14 protein-coding genes are annotated in these 16,160 nt (G+C 64.7%); 6 read left to right on the top strand and 8 right to left on the bottom strand.

Annotation, left to right across the window (positions count from 1 at the left end):
• Positions 1-76 precede the first annotated feature (76 nt).
• From ACWUKX_RS25495 to ACWUKX_RS25520, 6 genes are read right to left on the bottom strand one after another with little or no spacing between them, the layout of a single operon-like run.
• Complete coding sequence (locus tag ACWUKX_RS25495; protein WP_456009571.1) at positions 77-1,015, bottom strand: ribokinase; 939 nt, start codon at positions 1,013-1,015, stop codon at positions 77-79.
• Positions 1,012-1,887, bottom strand: coding sequence for a MurR/RpiR family transcriptional regulator (locus tag ACWUKX_RS25500; protein ID WP_287088196.1), 876 nt, complete (start codon positions 1,885-1,887; stop codon positions 1,012-1,014). The genes ACWUKX_RS25495 and ACWUKX_RS25500 overlap by 4 nt, the downstream gene beginning before the upstream one ends.
• Positions 1,884-2,861: an ABC transporter permease gene (locus ACWUKX_RS25505; RefSeq protein WP_456009572.1), complete on the bottom strand. Its 978-nt coding sequence runs from the start codon at positions 2,859-2,861 to the stop codon at positions 1,884-1,886. Before ACWUKX_RS25505 ends, ACWUKX_RS25500 begins: the two co-directional genes overlap by 4 nt.
• Positions 2,858-4,402, bottom strand: coding sequence for a sugar ABC transporter ATP-binding protein (locus tag ACWUKX_RS25510; RefSeq protein WP_456009573.1), 1,545 nt, complete (start codon positions 4,400-4,402; stop codon positions 2,858-2,860). The genes ACWUKX_RS25505 and ACWUKX_RS25510 overlap by 4 nt, the downstream gene beginning before the upstream one ends.
• A 60-nt stretch (positions 4,403-4,462) precedes the next feature.
• Entirely contained in the window at positions 4,463-5,521 is a 1,059-nt protein-coding gene (locus tag ACWUKX_RS25515) for a sugar ABC transporter substrate-binding protein (protein ID WP_456009574.1), read from the bottom strand.
• A gap of 36 nt (positions 5,522-5,557) precedes the next feature.
• Positions 5,558-6,547 (bottom strand): TIM barrel protein, encoded by a 990-nt coding sequence (locus tag ACWUKX_RS25520; protein WP_456009575.1) that lies wholly within the window; start codon positions 6,545-6,547, stop codon positions 5,558-5,560.
• A 405-nt stretch (positions 6,548-6,952) separates the two neighbouring features.
• On the opposite strand from ACWUKX_RS25520, the gene ACWUKX_RS25525 reads away from it, so the two are divergent.
• Genes ACWUKX_RS25525 through ACWUKX_RS25550 form a run of 6 tightly spaced genes read left to right on the top strand, consistent with a single transcriptional unit; the run spans position 6,953 to position 12,859 of the window.
• Entirely contained in the window at positions 6,953-7,555 is a 603-nt protein-coding gene (locus tag ACWUKX_RS25525; RefSeq protein WP_456009576.1) for a CDP-alcohol phosphatidyltransferase family protein, read from the top strand.
• Positions 7,556-7,585: 30 nt separating this feature from the next.
• Positions 7,586-9,364, top strand: a complete 1,779-nt coding sequence (locus tag ACWUKX_RS25530; protein WP_456009577.1) for a bifunctional alpha/beta hydrolase/class I SAM-dependent methyltransferase — start codon at positions 7,586-7,588, stop codon at positions 9,362-9,364.
• 2 nt (positions 9,365-9,366) lie between these two features.
• Positions 9,367-10,719, top strand: a complete 1,353-nt coding sequence (locus ACWUKX_RS25535; protein ID WP_456009578.1) for a phosphatase PAP2/dual specificity phosphatase family protein — start codon at positions 9,367-9,369, stop codon at positions 10,717-10,719.
• On the top strand, positions 10,716-11,144 hold the full coding sequence (locus tag ACWUKX_RS25540) for a hypothetical protein (protein WP_456009579.1): 429 nt from the start codon (positions 10,716-10,718) through the stop codon (positions 11,142-11,144). The genes ACWUKX_RS25535 and ACWUKX_RS25540 overlap by 4 nt, the downstream gene beginning before the upstream one ends.
• Before the next feature lie 8 nt (positions 11,145-11,152).
• Complete coding sequence (locus tag ACWUKX_RS25545) at positions 11,153-11,917, top strand: lysophospholipid acyltransferase family protein (protein WP_456009580.1); 765 nt, start codon at positions 11,153-11,155, stop codon at positions 11,915-11,917.
• 12 nt (positions 11,918-11,929) lie between these two features.
• Positions 11,930-12,859 (top strand): phosphatidate cytidylyltransferase, encoded by a 930-nt coding sequence (locus ACWUKX_RS25550; protein WP_065008658.1) that lies wholly within the window; start codon positions 11,930-11,932, stop codon positions 12,857-12,859.
• A gap of 194 nt (positions 12,860-13,053) precedes the next feature.
• Here the strand turns inward: ACWUKX_RS25550 and ACWUKX_RS25555 are convergent, their stop codons facing one another.
• Complete coding sequence (locus ACWUKX_RS25555) at positions 13,054-14,535, bottom strand: hypothetical protein (RefSeq protein WP_456009581.1); 1,482 nt, start codon at positions 14,533-14,535, stop codon at positions 13,054-13,056.
• A 484-nt stretch (positions 14,536-15,019) separates the two neighbouring features.
• Positions 15,020-16,117: a hypothetical protein gene (locus tag ACWUKX_RS25560; protein ID WP_456009582.1), complete on the bottom strand. Its 1,098-nt coding sequence runs from the start codon at positions 16,115-16,117 to the stop codon at positions 15,020-15,022.
• Positions 16,118-16,160: the final 43 nt, after the last annotated feature.

Here is a 16,160-nt window from a genome sequence, read left to right on the forward strand (position 1 = left end):
CTGAGGGCGTCGTTGCGCCGCCGGCCCTCGCCAGCAGTGCTGGTCGCCCTATAGCTGAGATGCGCGCGCGCCCTTCTCAGCGCCCCCTTCTCAGCGCCCCCTTCTCAGGGCCTTGTCTCAGATCGCCTCGCGCTTCCGTTTCCGGCGTGGCGACCAGCAAGGCCGCGGCGGCGTTGGCGGCGGCGATGGCGACCTCGACCTGATGCCCGCGGGCAAGGCCTGCCGCGAACGCGCCGACGAACTCGTCGCCGGCGCCATGGGTGCTGACGACCTTCACCGGGATCGCCGCCAGCGCGAACGCCTGGCCGTCGCGGTCGCAATAGGCAACGCCCTCCCCGCCGGCCGTGACGATCGCGGCCGGGTAGAAATCGACCAGCATGCGTGCCGCCTCGGCAGCCCCCTCGAGCGTGTCGACGACCGGAATGCCGGCCAGAAATTCCGCCTCGATGGCGTTAACGATAACGATATCGGTGAGTGCGATCAGTTCGCCGGTCAGCTTTCGCGCGGGCGCGGCGTTGAGCACGATCCGACCACCGTGTCTCCTCACCGCCCGCGCTGCGGCAATGTTGGCGGCTTCAGGCACCTCGTTCTGCAGCAGCAGCACCGCCGTGTGCGCAACCATCTCGGTCGCGGCGGCGATGTCCTTCTCGCCCAAGGTGAGATTGCTGCCTGAGACGATCACGGCGCCATAGTCGCCGCCGTCGTCGAAGATCGCCACGCTCATGCCGGAGCCGGCGCCAGGCGCGACCCGCACGAAGCGGCTGTCGACGCCTTTGCGTTCGAGATTACCGAGAAGCACGCGGCCGAAATCGTCATCGCCAACGGCGCCGATCATCGCCGAGCGCACGCCGGCCCGCGCGGCCGACACCGCCTGATTGCCGCCCTTGCCGCCACATTTCGGCTGCCAGGCATGGCCGGTCACAGTTTCGCCTTTGCGCGGGCGGTCGGGGGCTTCGACCATGATGTCGTAATGCAGGCTGCCGAACACGGTGACCAGCGGCGGGGAAGCCGTCATGTGCCCCTGTCCCGGCGTTTCGACGTCACCGCCGACATGGTACGGCCGAGATTGCGCTCCGCCGCCTGGTAGTCGCGCTGCGCCACCGCGACGAACAGCGCGTCGAGAATGTTGAGTTGGGCAATGCGTGCCGCCGCGTTCTCGCCCATCAATGGCGAGCCCTGCGCGGTCGAGCACAGCACGATGTCGGCGACGGCGGCCAGCGGCGAGTTGTCGTAGTTAGTGATCGCCAGCGTCCGCGCCCCGCTCTTGCGGGCGAGGTGGATGGCGTCGATGACGGCGCTGGTGTTGCCGGAATGCGAGAAGCCGACGGCGATGTCGTCGGCGCCAAGCAGCGATGCCGACATCAGCATCATGTGCGAATCGTCGTAGACTGATGCGCGGATGCCGATGCGCAGGAATTTGTGCGAGACGTCGCGCGCGATCTGCGCCGAGCCGCCGACGCCATAGAAATCACGGTTCTTGGCGCGGTAGAGAAGATCGGCGGCGCGGTCGAAATCGTCCATGTCCAGGATGGCCAGCGTTTCCTCCAACGCCTGGATGGAGGTGCGGAATACCTTCTGTACGATCTCGGCCGAACTGTCGTCGACCGACAGCTCCTGGTGCATTTCGGCGGTCGGCAGGCGGCTGTACTCATAGACCGCGGTGCGGAAGTCGCGATAGCCGGAAAAACCCAGCTTCTTGGCGATCTTGACGACCATCGCCTCCGACACGCCGGCCTCCTCGGCGATCTGCTTGAGCGGAATGCTCTCGTCGAAGCCGCGCCGCCCGAACACGGTTTCCACCACCTTGGCCTCGAGCGGCGTCAGATGCGGCATCATCATGCGAATCCGCGGTCCTACTGCTTTCAGATCCAGACTGGTCAAGGTCATCCACGTCCCCTCGTCCCGCGATCGATGAGCATCGCGGCGAGGATTATAAGGCCAGTTGCCAGGAGCTGATAGAAGGACTGGACATTCATCAGCGTCAGGCCGTTGCGCATGGAGCCGAGGATGACGGCGCCCAGAATGGTGCCGACCACGCTGCCCTTGCCGCCCATCAGCGAGGCGCCGCCGATGGCCGCCGCGGCAATCGCATCGAGCTCCCAGAGATTGCCGAGAATGGACTCAGCAGCACCCAGCCGGCCAATCAGGATCTGCGCGGCAAGGGCCGCCAGCAGGCCCGAGATCATGTAGGCAGCGATCTTGGTGCGGGCGATCGGCACGCCGGCTATGTAGGCGGCCTCCTCGTTGCCGCCGACGGCGAGCAGATATTCGCCGAACGGCGTCTTCTTGAGGATGATCCAGGCGATCAGCGCGACCACGGCAACGATGATGACCGCCAATGGCAATCCGAACAAAGATCCGTTGAAGATGGCGCGGAAGCCGGCAGGCAGGCCGAGCACCGGGTTGCCGCCGGTATAGATCAGCGCCAGCGCCCGGTAGGTGCTGAGCGTTCCCAGCGTGACGATGAAAGGTTGCAGCCCGACATAGGCGACCAGCACGCCGTTGAGCAGCCCGCAGACGAGGCCGATGGCGAAGCCGGCGGCGATGGCCAGCGGAAACGGCACGCCGGCAACCAGCATAGACGCCGAGATGACGGCCGAAAGAGCCGCCGTCGGTCCGACCGACAAATCGATGCCGCCCGAGATAATCACCAGCGTCATGCCCAACGCCAGGCAGGCGTTGATGCTCGACTGCTGCAGGATGTTGATCAGATTGCGCTCAGCAAAGAAGCCCGGGACCAGCGCACCGAAGACGGCGAGGATCACCACCAGGCCGATCAGCGTGCCGGCGTCGCGCACGGAAAACCGGTGCAGGAAATCCGCCCGTGGCCGGGCTGCTGCATGTTCCGTTACATCAGTCATCCGCTGGTCCTGTCTGTTACGCCGACGTGGCGCGCCGTGCCGGCCCTCGCTTCCGATTGGGGTATGGCATGCGCCGCGATTGCCTGTTCGCTGAGATCAGCCCGGCCGAGTTCGGCGGCGACCGTGCCGTCGCGCATGACCAGCACGCGGTCGGCGAGCCGGATCACCTCGGGAAGCTCGGACGACACGACGACGACCGAATGGCTTTCGGCGGCGAGCTCCTCGATCAAATGATAGATCTCCGCCTTGGCGCCGACATCGATGCCGCGCGTCGGCTCATCGAACAAAAGGATGCGCGTTCCCGCCGCCAGCCAGCGCCCAATAATCGCCTTCTGCTGGTTGCCGCCGCTGAACAGCCGGATCGGCCGGTCGAGCAGGAATGGCCTGAGATTGACCCGCTTCATCTTCTCAGCCGCGATCCGCTTCAGCCTGGTGTGATCGATGACGCCGCGCGGTGCGAACACGCCCATCGACGCCAGCGCCATATTGCTGGAGATCGACCGCAACGGCACGATGCCTTCGCGCTTGCGCTCCTCCGGCACCAGGCCGATACCGGCGGCGATGGCGTCGCGCGGATTGGAAAGTTTGATCGCCTTGCCGTCGATCTCGACCGTGCCTGATGAGGCGCGGTCGGCGCCGGCCAGCAGCCGCAGCAGTTCGGTGCGGCCCGAGCCGACCAGGCCGGCAATGCCCAGCACCTCGCCGCGATGCAGGTCGAACGAGACGTCATGGACCTTGGTTGCCGAGGCGAGGCAACGCACGCTCAGCCTGACCTCGCTGGATGCGCGCGAGCGGTGCTGTTCCTGGGCAAGCTCGCGGCCGACCATCATCGAAACGACGGCCTTTTCCGACACCTGCGCGAGATTGACCGAATCGACCACGACGCCGTCGCGCATGATGGTGGCGCGTTGGCAGATGCCGAACACCTCGTCCAGCTTGTGCGAGACATAGACGACCGCGACACCGTCGCGGGCCAGGCCGGCAATGACTTCGGCCAGTCGCTCGAACTCGCTCGGCGTCAGGCTCGATGTTGGCTCGTCCATCGCCACGATGCGCGCACGATCGAGCAGCGCGCGGGCGATCTCGACGATCTGCCGCTGCGCGACTTTCAGGCTGCCGAGCGGAGCTGCCGGATCGATCGTCGGGTCTATGGCGGCAAGGGCTTCCGCGGCGCGGCGTTCCTGCTCGCGCCGTGCGACGAAGATGCCGCCGCGCGTCAGCGGATGGCCGAGGAACATGTTCTGGGCGACGCTGAGGTGCGGCACCTGCTGCAATTCCTGATGGATCATGGCGACGCCCGCTGCGCGCGCCGCGACCGGGTTGTTCAGCGCTACCGGTCTGCCGTCGATCAGCACGCTTCCGGCTGTCGGCCTGTAGACCCCCGACAGGATGCGCAGCAGCGTCGATTTGCCGGCGCCGTTCTCACCAAGCAGGCCATGGATTTCGCCGCCGCCGACCGAAAAAGACACATCGCCCAGCGCCCGCACGGCCGGAAACATCTTGGAAATGCCCTCGAATTGCAGCCGGGGGATCACGGACATTGGTTCTATTCTCCAGGCAAAGGGCGCCAGCCGAAGGGCCGGCACCTGTAGTCCTGCCGCTTAATTGCCCGCTGCCGCGTCCTCGAGCAGCGCCTTGCGCACGGCGTCGCCGGCGCCGGAATAACGGTCGGCATTGCCCCTGGTGATCAGCGCCTGCGGCGTGGCGACGACACGAGGCAGCTTCTGCCCGGCCACCAGTCGCAGCGCCGATTCCAGCGCCACCTCGCCGGTCAGCACCGGGAAGCTATCGACGGTGCCGGTCAGCTCCCCGGCGCGGATCGAGGCATAGGCGTCGGAGATGCCGTCGGTGCCGAAGACGGCGACCTTGTCCTGCAGCCCGGCGGCCTTGACCGCCTCAACGATGCCCAGCGCCATGCCGTCATTGTTGGCATAGAAGCCGATCAGGTCGGGGTGCTGTTGCAGGATGTTGGTGGCCGCGTCGTAGGAGGTCTGGCGATCCCAGTTGCCGGGGACGCTGGCGACGACCTCGAACTTGCCGGCCTCGGTGATCGTGGCCTTGAAGCCGTCGGTGCGCTGGACGGCGGCATAGACGCCGGCCTGGCCTTCGACGATGGCGACCTTGCCGCCATCCGGCCGGTTCTTGATGAACCATCTGGCGACGCGCACGCCATTGTCGCGCTGGACATTGCCGACATAGTGCTCGGCCTGCGGGATGACCGCGTCATTGACGTTGACCACCGGCACGTTGGCGGCCTTGGCCTGTTCCATGATCGGCTGCAGGTTGGAGTCGGTCTGCGGCGAGACGAGCAGCACGTTGTAGCCTTGCGTGACTAGGCCTTCGGCGATTGTGAGTTGGCCGAGCTGGTCGCCCTCGCTCTGCGCCGCCTGGTAGACGACGGGAACAGCGACGCGGTCGCCGAACGACTTGTAGCCCTCACCCAGCGAGCGCCAGTATTCGTTGGTCAGCGTCTTGGAGACGGCGCCGGCCCTGGTGCCGTCGGGCAGCTTGGGGAACGCACCGAACTTGGCCTCGAGCTGCGACCAGTCGATCCGATCCTTCTCGGTGTCGGAATTGAGCGGCGCAAGGTCCGCGGAAAAAGCCGAGCCGATGGACAGCGCCATCAGGCCAGCGGCAGCGGTGGCAAGCAGAAATTTCATGGTCTTCCTCCCTTGTTGAAAATGGTGAAGGCCGGCTCAGCTGTCGGGTCCGAGCATGGCTTCCTGGATGATGGCCTGCGACGCGACCGCGTCCTGACGGTCGACGGCGGTGGACAGGCGGTTGTCCTTTTCCAGCCGATCGACGACGCGCAGCATGCGCTTGACGGTCGCGATGTTGACTTCGCATTCGTGGACCGGATCGAGCCCGGTCATGTCGGGAAACGTGTCGAAGTAGATGGCGCCGGCGTAGCCGTCGCGGCGGATCTGCCTGAGCAGCTCGATCGTCTGCAGCGTATGCACCGCGCCGACCATCAGGCCGTCGTCGCGCTTGGCGTAGCCGTCATTGAGATGGACGCCGAGCAGCTTGCTGTGGCGCGCGACGAGTGCTGCGGCAAAGGCCGGCTGCTCGTCGGCATAGAGCACATGGGCGAAATCAAGCGTCACGCCGAGATTGGGCAGGGCGATCTCGCGGATGGCCAGCAATGTCGTCGCCGCGTCGGGCATCAGGCTGTAGGAGCGCGGCTCGTTGGGCTTGTATTCCAGGCTGATCTGGCAATCGGGGTCGTGCGCTGCAACTTCACGAATCCCATCAATCTCGTGTTGCCAGAGCGCGGCGTAATCGGCCTGGAAGGCATAATCGAAGCCGTCCTGCCCGAGCCACAGCGTCATCAGATTGGTGCCGGCCTCACGAGCGGCATCGATGCCAGCCTTGGTCAGGTCGATGGCTTCGCGGCGAACCGCGGGATCAGGATTGGTGAAGGCGCCGAGCTTGAAGGCCGGATTGGAGTAGTAGCGCATGGCAAAACCATTGACGGAAAGGCCGATGTCGCCGAGCTTTCGCGCCATTTCGGCAGGGTTTTCATCGACATGATCGGGAAAGTTGAGGTCGAGGTCGGTCAGCCCCGCAACCTTCGCCGCACGCGCCGCCATCTGCAGCATGGACGGCTTGCCGATAAGATCCGGCCATTCGGCCTGTGGCCGCGAGGCAAAGGAATTGAGGCGTGTGGCGAAACGATTGGCTGTCATGGATGATCCTTTGGTGGATATACTTCACATATGCACGAATATTTGTAAAGTAGCACTGAGAGGTGAGCCATGCCCACCAAACGGCGGGAGCTGTTTCGATCCGGCATGATGGCGGCCGCAGAGCGTGCACCAGGAAGAGAGCGGACTGCCAATAAACTGGTTTCGGCCCGCGTCCACGCAGCTTAAGCGGAGTTGTTACCGCTTTCGCGAAACGGTAACAACGCACGTGCAGCGGATTCCCCGCACATGCCAGGCGCTCTATTCCGAGCTTGCACAGCGGTCGCTTGTTGCCTCGGCCAGCGCTGCTGATCGTAACCATGTACAACCGCTCGCCGCCCTTGCGTCTTGCGCGCCAATTGACCATCCTCGCAGACGTTAGTTGCACCGCGGCCGGGGGGTTCGCACATGCCGACGCTTTATGCGCTCAAACCGGCCTTCCAGGCGAAGCTGCGGCCGCTCGCCGACCGGCTGGCCGGGGCCGGCGTCACCGCCAACCAGATCACGCTACTGGCTGCCGCCCTGTCGGTCGCCACCGGCATTCTGGTCGCGGCCCTTGCCGGCCATCGCGCGATCTTCATCCTGATGCCGGTGGTGCTGTTTGCGCGCATGGCGCTCAACGCCATCGACGGCATGCTCGCGCGGGAACATGGTCAGGCCTCGAAGCTTGGCATGTACCTCAACGAACTCTGCGACGTCGTCTCAGACCTCGCGCTGATCCTGGCCTTTGCCGCTCTCTTCCCCGCCTGGGGCGTCGTCGCCTTTGCCGTCACGGCAGTGCTTGTGGAATTCGCCGGTGTGCTCGGCATCGTGGCGGGCACGGGGCGCAATTATGCCGGGCCGTTCGGCAAGAGCGATCGGGCGCTGGCGCTCGGCATCGTCGCCTTCCTCATCGCCTGCGGCCTATGGGTGGAAGCGATCACGCGGTTTGTGTTTCCGGCAATGGCTACACTCTCGCTGGTGACCGCCATCAACCGGATACGCAGCGGCCTTAACGGGAGCGGTGGCTGAAATTCCGGTCGCATCCGCCAGGGGAACAACATGCTTCATGAACCAACGATTGCCGCTTCCGCAAGTGAGCAGCGGGTGGCGCAGGAGCGCACCTTCCGCACGCATGACGGCACCGAGATCTTCTACCGCTACTGGCCGGCGGTCGGGCAACCTGCCAAGGGCGCGGTCCTGCTGTTCCACCGCGGCCACGAGCATGGCGGCCGCATGGCGCATCTGGTCGACGAACTCGACATGTCCGACCATGCCTTTTATGCCTGGGACGCGCGCGGCAATGGCCGCTCGGCCGGCGAACGCGGCTATGCGCCGTCCTTTGCCGCGCTGGTGCGCGACATCGATTGTTTCGTGCGCGAGATCGGCAGAGACGGGTTCGGCCAGCGCGACATCGCGCTGATCGCCCAATCGTTCGGCGCGGTGCTCGCCGCCGCCTGGGTGCATGATTATGCACCGCAGATTCGCGCTGTGGTGCTGGCCTCGCCGGCCTTTTCGGTCAAGCTCTACGTGCCCTTCGCCAAGCAAGGCATTGCGCTGTGGCAGAAGATCAAGGGCCGCTTCTTCGTCAATTCCTACGTCAAGGCCAAGTTCCTGACGCATGACCCCGAGCGCATCGTCTCCTTCGAGGCCGATCCGCTGATCACGCGGCCGATCGCATCCAACATCCTGGTCGAGCTCTACGATCACGCCGCGCGTATCGTCGCCGACGCCCGCGCCATCACCGTGCCGACGCAATTGCTCATCTCCGGCAGCGACTGGGTGGTGCGGCATGGACCTCAGCACGAGTTCTTCGTCAATCTCGCCAGCCCAGCCAAGGAGCGGCATGTGCTGCCCGGCTTCTTCCACGACACGCTCGGCGAACGCGAACGCCGCAAGGCACTCGACCTGATCAAGCCGTTCCTCGAAAGACAGTTCGCGACCCCGGAGAAACCGGTCGACCTGACCGCGGCCGACCGCGCCGGCTTCACACGCGACGAGGCCGACCGGCTCGCCTCGCCGCTCGCCCTGCTGTCGCCGAGGGGCCTCTACTGGGCAATGAGCCGCGCCTCGATCCGTATGGGCGCCTGGCTGTCGTCAGGCATGAAGACGGGAATTGCCACCGGCTTCGATTCCGGCTCGACTCTCGACTATGTCTACGAGAACGAGGCGCGGGGCCACGGTCCGCTCGGCCGCATGATCGACCGCACCTTTCTCGACGCCATCGGCTGGCGCGGCATCCGCCAGCGCAAGGTGCACCTGGAAGAGCTGATCGGCAGCGCCACTCGGACGCTGAAGGCCGGCCGGCCGGTCCATATCGTCGATATCGCCGCTGGCCACGGCCGCTACGTGCTCGACGCCGTCGCCAAATGCACTGAGCCGCCGGCCAGCGTGCGGCTGCAGGATTTTTCCGACCTCAACGTTTCGCTCGGCCGCAAGCTGATCGCCGAGCGGCACCTGCCGACCAGCGTCTCGTTCCACCAGGCCGACGCATTCGACGCCCAAATGCTGGCCGGGCTCGATCCGGCGCCGGACCTGGCCATCGTCTCCGGGCTTTACGAATTGTTTGCCGACAACGCCATGATCGCCCGCTCGCTCGGCGGGCTGGCCAAGGCGATGCAGCCCGGCAGCCTGCTTCTCTACACCAACCAGCCCTGGCATCCGCAGCTCGAAATGATCGCGCGCAGCCTGACCTCGCATCGCGGCGGCCAGGCCTGGGTGATGCGCCGGCGCACGCAAGGCGAGATGGACCAGCTGGTGGCGGCGGCCGGCTTCGAAAAGCTCGACCAGCGCATCGACCAGTGGGGCATCTTCACCGTCTCGATCGCGCGGCGCGTCTGAGCATGGTCTTGCCAGTCCTTGGCGCCGCCGTTGCCGCGGCCCCTGCCCTTTCTGCCTCGGCGCGCGAGCCGTACGCCGGAATCGTGCTGCGCGCTGCGTTGTGGCTGGCGTTTCTGGCGCCGTTCTTCTACGTGACCTACGGCTTCGCCAACTGGCTGGCGTCGCAGCGCGACGATGTCGGCAGCATCGTCTTTGCCTGGGAGCGCGGCATCCCGTTCATCGCCTGGACGATCGTGCCCTACTGGTCGATCAACCTGTTCTACGGCCTGTCGCTGCTGTTGAACGATACCAAGCGCGGCGTCGACCGGCTCGCCGGCCGTTACCTCACGGCGCAGATCATCGCCGTCGCCTGTTTCATCCTGTTCCCGCTGACGGCGACCTTCATGCGGCCGCAGACATCAGGCCTGCCGGGGTTCATGTTCGCGGTGCTCGGCGGCTTCGACAAGCCGTTCAACCAGGCGCCGTCGCTGCACATCGCGCTGCTTGTCATCATCTGGGATCATTGGCGCTGTCGGCTCAAAGGCCTGGCCGCCATCGTCTGCCACGTCTGGTGTTTCCTGATCGGCGCCTCGGTGCTGACGACATGGCAGCACCATGTCATCGATATCCCGACCGGCGCTTTGCTCGGCTTCTTCGCCCTGTGGCTGTTCCCGCGCGACGGCGAATTGCCGTTCGCCGGCTTCCGGCTGACCGCCGATCCCAAGGCACGGCGGCTGGCGCTGTTCTACGCGCTCGTCGCAGCCCTGGCACTGGCCGGCGCCGTTGCCGGCGCCTTCGTCTCGGCGCTGTGGCTCATCCTGCTGTGGCCGGCGCTGGCGCTGGCCATCGTCGCCTTCGCCTATGTCGGAGCCGGCGCCAAAGTGTTCCAGAAAGCGGCCGATGGCAGCGTCTCGCTGGCCAGCCGTGTTTTGCTGCTGCCTTACCGGCTTGGCGCCAGGATCAATGTATGGGTGTGGACGCGCAAGCTGCCGCCGCATGTCGCGATCGCCGACGGCGTCTTCCTCGGTCGCTTTCCCACCGCCGCCGAGGCCGACGCTTTCGGCACGGTGATCGACCTTGCCGGCGAGTTGGAAAGCCCGCGCGGCGTCACCTGCCGCTGGACGGCTGTCGCCATGGTCGATCTTTTGCCGCCCTCGCAAGCGGCGCAAACGCAAGCGGTGGCGGCGATCGAGGCGGCCCGCGGCCACGGCACCGTGCTGGTCTGCTGCGCGCTCGGCTTCCAGCGCAGCGCCGGCATCGTCGCCAACTGGCTGGTTGCCAGCGGTCGCTCGCCAACGCCGGCGCAGGCGCATAAGCGGCTAGCGGCATCGGGCCGTCCGGTGCATCTTCGGATCGCGGCGGACGAGCCGGCATGAGTGCCCATCGAGACAAAGCCGAGGCCTTCGCCGCCAGCCTGATGACGCAGGCGGTGTGGCCGCTGCTGCTGGTGCTGGCCGCGTTGGTGGCCGCGCCGTTCATTGCCGTGGCAGCGCAGCCGCAGCCGACGACGCTGGCGTCGGCGGCCTGGCTGGTCGCGGCAGCGAGCGGCATGGTCACCCTCGCCGTCTCGGCCCTGCTTGTCTTCGACGCGCTGCTGTTCTGGCTGATGGCGAGCCACATCAGCGAAGCCGCCGGCGGTGCCTCGGTCGACGACGTGCTGGCGCGCATGCGCGTCAAACCGGCCGCTGCCGGCATCCGCTCGCTCGACCGGCGCATCGCGGGCACGCAGCGCCTGCTGATGAAGCAGCGCATCGCGCTCGGCCTGTTCGTGGCGGCATCCGCTGTCGCCTTGTCTTTCTGAGCCGGACGATGAGCAAGCTCGGCACAAAGACTTTCACCCTGCTGCAGACCGTGACCTCGGTCGGCCTATCGGCGCTGGCCTGGGCGGTGACCGGGGTGCGGCCGATCTGGAACGGCAGCCAGCCGTCGGACCGGCAGCGCATCTACTTCGCCAACCATGCCAGCCACGGCGATTTCATCCTGCTGTCTGCCTGCCTCAGCGAGAAGGAGCGCGCCCGCACCCATGCCGTCGCTGCCGCCGACTATTGGGGAAAATCGCGGCTGCGCCGGTTCATCGCGCAGGACATGCTCTCCTCGGTGCTCATCCACCGGCAGTGGATCGATGAGGCTCAGAATCCGATCTCGATCATGCTGTCGGTGCTCGATGAGGGTCATTCGCTGATCATCTTCCCCGAAGGCACGCGCAACATGACAGACGAGCCGCTTCTGCCGTTCCGCTCCGGCCTCTATAATCTCTCGATGGCGCGGCCCGACGTCGAACTCATCCCGTGCTGGATCGAGAACATGTCGCGGGTGCTGCCCAAGGGCCAATTCGTGCCGGTGCCGCTGCTCTGCCGCGTAGTCTTCGGCGCGCCGATCGCCATTGCGCCCGGCGAGGAACGCCGGGCCTTTCTCGACCGCGCCCGCCAAACACTGCTTGCGCTGAACCCCCGCCCGCCAACGCATGATGCGGAAAAGTGGAATCCGGTTTTCCGGAAAACATCATGCGACCAAAAGTGCGTAGAGCATCGTGCCGGATCCGATATCCGGCACGATGCTCGGAGGGACGACTAGAACAACATGCCAATGCACGAGACCCTCATTCTGGTTGTCGGCCTCACTGCGGTGCTGACCACAGCAAGCCTGGTTGCCGGCATCCTGTCGTGGCGCGCGCCGAAGCCGCTGTCCTCGACGCTGGTCAACCTCAACCAGCGCATCAACGCCTGGTGGGTGATGGTGGTCGCGATCACCGTCGCCTTCTTCTTCGGCCGCTCCGGCATGACCATCCTGTTCGCGCTGATCTCGTTTGCGGCCTTGCGTGAATTCGTGACGCTGACGCACAGCCGCCGCAGCGACCACTGGGTGCTGCTCGGCATGTTCGGCATCATCATCCCGTTCCAGTACTGGCTGGTGTGGACCGCCTGGTACGGGCTCTTCACCATCTTCATCCCGGTCTACTGTTTCCTGCTGATGCCGGCGATCACCGCGCTTCATGGCGACACCGAGCGCTTTCTCGAGCGCGTCTCGGCGCAGCAGTGGGCCGTCATGATCTCGGTCTACTGCGTCAGCCACGTGCCGGCGCTGCTGACGCTCGAGGTGCCCGGCTTCGAGGGCCGCAATTTGTTGCTGATCGCATTCCTGATCATCACCGTGCAAGGCAGCGACGTGCTGCAATACATCTTCGGCAAGCTGTTCGGCAGGCACTTGATGTCGCCGAAGGTTTCGCCGTCGAAGACCTGGGAAGGGCTGGTCGGCGGGCTGGCGACGTCGAGCCTGCTTGGCGCGCTGCTGTCGTTCCTGACACCGTTTTCGCCGCTCCAGGCGGCGGGCGTCGCCTTCATCGCCTGCTTGATGGGATTCCTCGGCGGACTGGTCGCCTCCGCCATCAAGCGCGATCAGGGGGTGAAGGACTGGGGCCATCTGATCGAGGGCCATGGCGGCATGATGGACCGCGCCGACAGCCTGGTCTTCGCCGCCCCGGTTTTCTTCCACACCGTGCGCTATTTCTGGACGTGACAGCGAACTACAGCCTTATTTTGCAGCCGCAAGCGGCGCTTTCTTGACAGCCGGCGGCGAATGCGGCGCCTGCCAGCGACCTTGAGCGCAACCTGCGGATCCCTCGACCACGCTACCCCTTCGAGTCTTGCCGCAGGTCGTGAGAGATATTTCCCGTGGCTCTGCTTGGACCAACGGGACCGCGGATGAAATAGTTATGGCGCAGCCAGAACGCCTCGGCGGATGGCAAGGGCGACATCGGCGGAGAACGGCGGCACATCAAGCTTCAGCCAGCCGTCCGAATTCGCTTGCCAATCCGCCGTTTGCCTGCCGGCAGTGGTATCCCAGGCGATGACGCGATAGGTGCCGCGAGCCAACCCGGGCAGCTCCAAGGCGACCGGAACCGGCGCAGCGCCGGCGCGAAGCATACCGTTCCCCCCGATCGTGTCGCGGCGAACCAGCCAGACCACTGCCTGGGAATCGTCACCGCAGGCAACAGCCGCGGCGTCGGGACCGGAAACCCGCATCTTGTTGCCGAGATGGGCACGCCGGAACGAAACCCAGTCGATCAGAGGGAGGAAATCGGCCAGCGAACGCTGCGCCCGCCGCATGCCGGGGGTGAGCACGTGCGGGGTGCGGTTTGGCCACCGCATGCCGCCACCCGCGCCCCCCGCCGCCAGGTGAGCCCATTGCAAATGGCGGAAATATTCATCATCGAAAGGTTCCGGAAGCGTGATTTTCTTGTCCTTGAACGAGTGGATCGGGCCGTGCTCGGAATCGAGAAAAGGGCGGCCGTCACGGATTTCGCCGAGCGCCTCCCCGACGATCCGCGCCATGCCGAGCGCCGGCGCCACCGTGTCACTGGGGTCATCGATCGTGCCCTCCTCGTAGAGATGGAGGGAGGCGAAGTCGAGGTCTGGGTGGCGGAAGATCGGCCCGGGCAGCGGCATGTGGGGCCGCCAGCGAAGCTCAGGTCCGAACAGCGAGACGGTCTGCGGGTGAGAGCGGCCGTAAAGTGACGTTTCCAGCCGGCGCACAAAATCGCTGAGATCATGGATGAAGGCGCCGAAGCCATCCGCGCTGCCCTGAGCCTGCTCGGGATGGATCTCGTTCCAGAGGTCCCATGCGAAGAAGGCTCCGCTGCCGCTCCATCTGCGAACCACGAATTCCAGCCTTGCCTTGATCGCGCGGCGCGTCTCGACGCAGATCAGGAATCGCGACGGGTGGTCCAGCACGCCTCCGTTATTGCGGTTGTAGGGGTGGTGGCGCCAGTGCAGCCACTGCCAGAACGTATCAAAGGGGGTGAGCAGGATTCTTAAGCCCTGTTTTTCGCAAAGACGAAAGAGGTCGTCCCACAATTGCACCATTGCCGGCACGAAGCGGCCCTGCGGTTTCTCGAAGTAGCGGTGGCGAACCTGGGCATATTCCAGCATCAGCCTGAGGCAGGTGACGCCGCTTTCCTTCAGCCAACGGAGATGATTTTCCACGCCGGCCATATCGGCGCGCCGGAACAGGCCATTGAGTTCGGGCCAGCTTACCGCATCATTGTGCCCGATCGGCGTCCATGCCTCGCCGTCCTCGGTTGCGAAATAGGAACCGGCTAACTTGATCCAAGGCAGGCCGGCAGCCGATCTCGGCGCAGAGTCTTCCACTTCCCCGACCAGCGGTATCGCCAATCTAGTATCGTTCAAAGGCATGCCCCGAATTTCGTCCCCGGAGCGGTATAACTGCCGCGGTGGCAAAATGTTTCGCCGGGTTGGCAGGCCAACGGACTCTCATCTATTTGCAGTGCAAGGATGCCCTGCCCTAGTCGCAGGGAAGGAACATCTCCTTCTCCTAAGCGACGGCCTCGAAGGCCTGACGCACCTCCGGTGGGGTTACCCCGTCCCAAACCCATCTAGGCAGGAACTGGATCGCTTTCTTCCACTCAGGCCCCTTCTTGGGCAGTCATGAGTTGCTAAGGCTCCCTCGACGTGGTTGATCCCCAGGTAATCCAGGTCTCGGTCGATCCTGACGAAGAACCAGCCAGGACGCGATCATGGCCCGTAGTTTGCTGCACCCTTGCGGCAGAGCCGGCCTTGCGATCACCGTTACGTTATGGACTATCGCTATGGACGATCGCAGGAACGCGAATGAAATAGTGATGACACAGCCACGACGCCTCGGCCCCGGTCGTCCCTGCTAGGCGACTCTTGAAAGGACTTGCTGATCCAGGTCGCACCTAGCCAGTCCGAAACGCCAGCGATGGTTCGTTGCCTCACGTCTGCTCTGGTAAAACAAGGTCAGTTTCCCGCCCTCGATCATTACCGTCGAATGGCCGTTCTCCCCAGGCTCACCAGGATCCAGCACGGGGCCGACCGACACGTAGGGACCCTGGACGTCGTCGGCGATGGCGAAGAATACGCGCTGACGACTTCCGCGCGGACCCTCGGGAAGGAAGCAGGTGGCGTTGAGAAGCACGCGACCGTCGGGCAGTTCGACCAGTTGGGCGCCCTCGATCCCCCATTCGTAGTCCGGATGCTCGCGCGCATTGTGATGGGGAACGTCGAGATGGTCCAATATCTTGCCGAGACGTTTCCACGGCCCGAACCAGGAATCGGATTGGCTGCGCGCCAGATAGACGTCAGGCTGCGGCACCCTGGTGAATTTAGGCATGCCTGAATAGACGATGTAGCGCTTGCCGCCGATGATCGCCGGATGGGGATCATAGATCCCGTCCTCATCGGTGCCCGGCAGGGACAACATCGCCGGTTTCAGCACCACCCAGTTGAAGCCATCATTGGAAACCGCATGTTCGCAACGTCCGCCCGACTTCATGAATTCGGTCTGGATAAACATATGGAAGACGCCGCATTCATGAATGACGCCGGGCGCCGCTATGCCCGATCCGGTTACCGGCAAGTCGAGCGCCTCATGCTCAGTCCACGGCCCATAAAGATCCGGAGCCGTGGCATGTAGTATTTTCCAACTCTCAGTCGTGACAGTGCCGCTGGAACCGAAGACGTGCCAAATCTCGCCGTCGAACACCGGACAAGGATCCTTCAGATCATCCACGGACTGCGGGTGAAACAACGGAAAGACGTTGGTTTCAAAGTTGAACTTCATTCCTTGCGACTCTCTCACGGTGGCTGCCCTCTTTGGCCATCTGTGGCGACCAAAACGAATCATGCGCGGCTCATTAACTCTTATACCTGCGCTCATGAATGGTTGTTGAACGATTGAGCGGATTTCAGCCGTTCTGTGGGAATGCGCCACATTTGGCGAGATATGAAGCTGCAAGCGCCTCCGCCTTGGCCGAGGCGACATGTCCGTCAGGTGTTGG

The organism is Mesorhizobium sp. f-mel (genome assembly GCF_053850215.1).

Bases quoted from the DNA above. Each gene is read 5' to 3' on its own strand.
- ACWUKX_RS25535 (WP_456009578.1), top strand. From the start codon at position 9,367: ATGGTCTTGCCAGTCCTTGGCGCCGCCGTTGCCGCGGCCCCTGCCCTT.
- ACWUKX_RS25530 (WP_456009577.1), top strand. From the start codon at position 7,586: ATGCTTCATGAACCAACGATTGCCGCTTCCGCAAGTGAGCAGCGGGTG.
- ACWUKX_RS25495 (WP_456009571.1), bottom strand. From the start codon at position 1,015: ATGACGGCTTCCCCGCCGCTGGTCACCGTGTTCGGCAGCCTGCATTAC.
- ACWUKX_RS25550 (WP_065008658.1), top strand. From the start codon at position 11,930: ATGCACGAGACCCTCATTCTGGTTGTCGGCCTCACTGCGGTGCTGACC.
- ACWUKX_RS25555 (WP_456009581.1), bottom strand. From the start codon at position 14,535: ATGCCTTTGAACGATACTAGATTGGCGATACCGCTGGTCGGGGAAGTG.
- ACWUKX_RS25515 (WP_456009574.1), bottom strand. From the start codon at position 5,521: ATGAAATTTCTGCTTGCCACCGCTGCCGCTGGCCTGATGGCGCTGTCC.
- ACWUKX_RS25520 (WP_456009575.1), bottom strand. From the start codon at position 6,547: ATGACAGCCAATCGTTTCGCCACACGCCTCAATTCCTTTGCCTCGCGG.
- ACWUKX_RS25505 (WP_456009572.1), bottom strand. From the start codon at position 2,861: ATGACTGATGTAACGGAACATGCAGCAGCCCGGCCACGGGCGGATTTC.
- ACWUKX_RS25500 (WP_287088196.1), bottom strand. From the start codon at position 1,887: ATGACCTTGACCAGTCTGGATCTGAAAGCAGTAGGACCGCGGATTCGC.
- ACWUKX_RS25540 (WP_456009579.1), top strand. From the start codon at position 10,716: ATGAGTGCCCATCGAGACAAAGCCGAGGCCTTCGCCGCCAGCCTGATG.
- ACWUKX_RS25525 (WP_456009576.1), top strand. From the start codon at position 6,953: ATGCCGACGCTTTATGCGCTCAAACCGGCCTTCCAGGCGAAGCTGCGG.
- ACWUKX_RS25545 (WP_456009580.1), top strand. From the start codon at position 11,153: ATGAGCAAGCTCGGCACAAAGACTTTCACCCTGCTGCAGACCGTGACC.
- ACWUKX_RS25510 (WP_456009573.1), bottom strand. From the start codon at position 4,402: ATGTCCGTGATCCCCCGGCTGCAATTCGAGGGCATTTCCAAGATGTTT.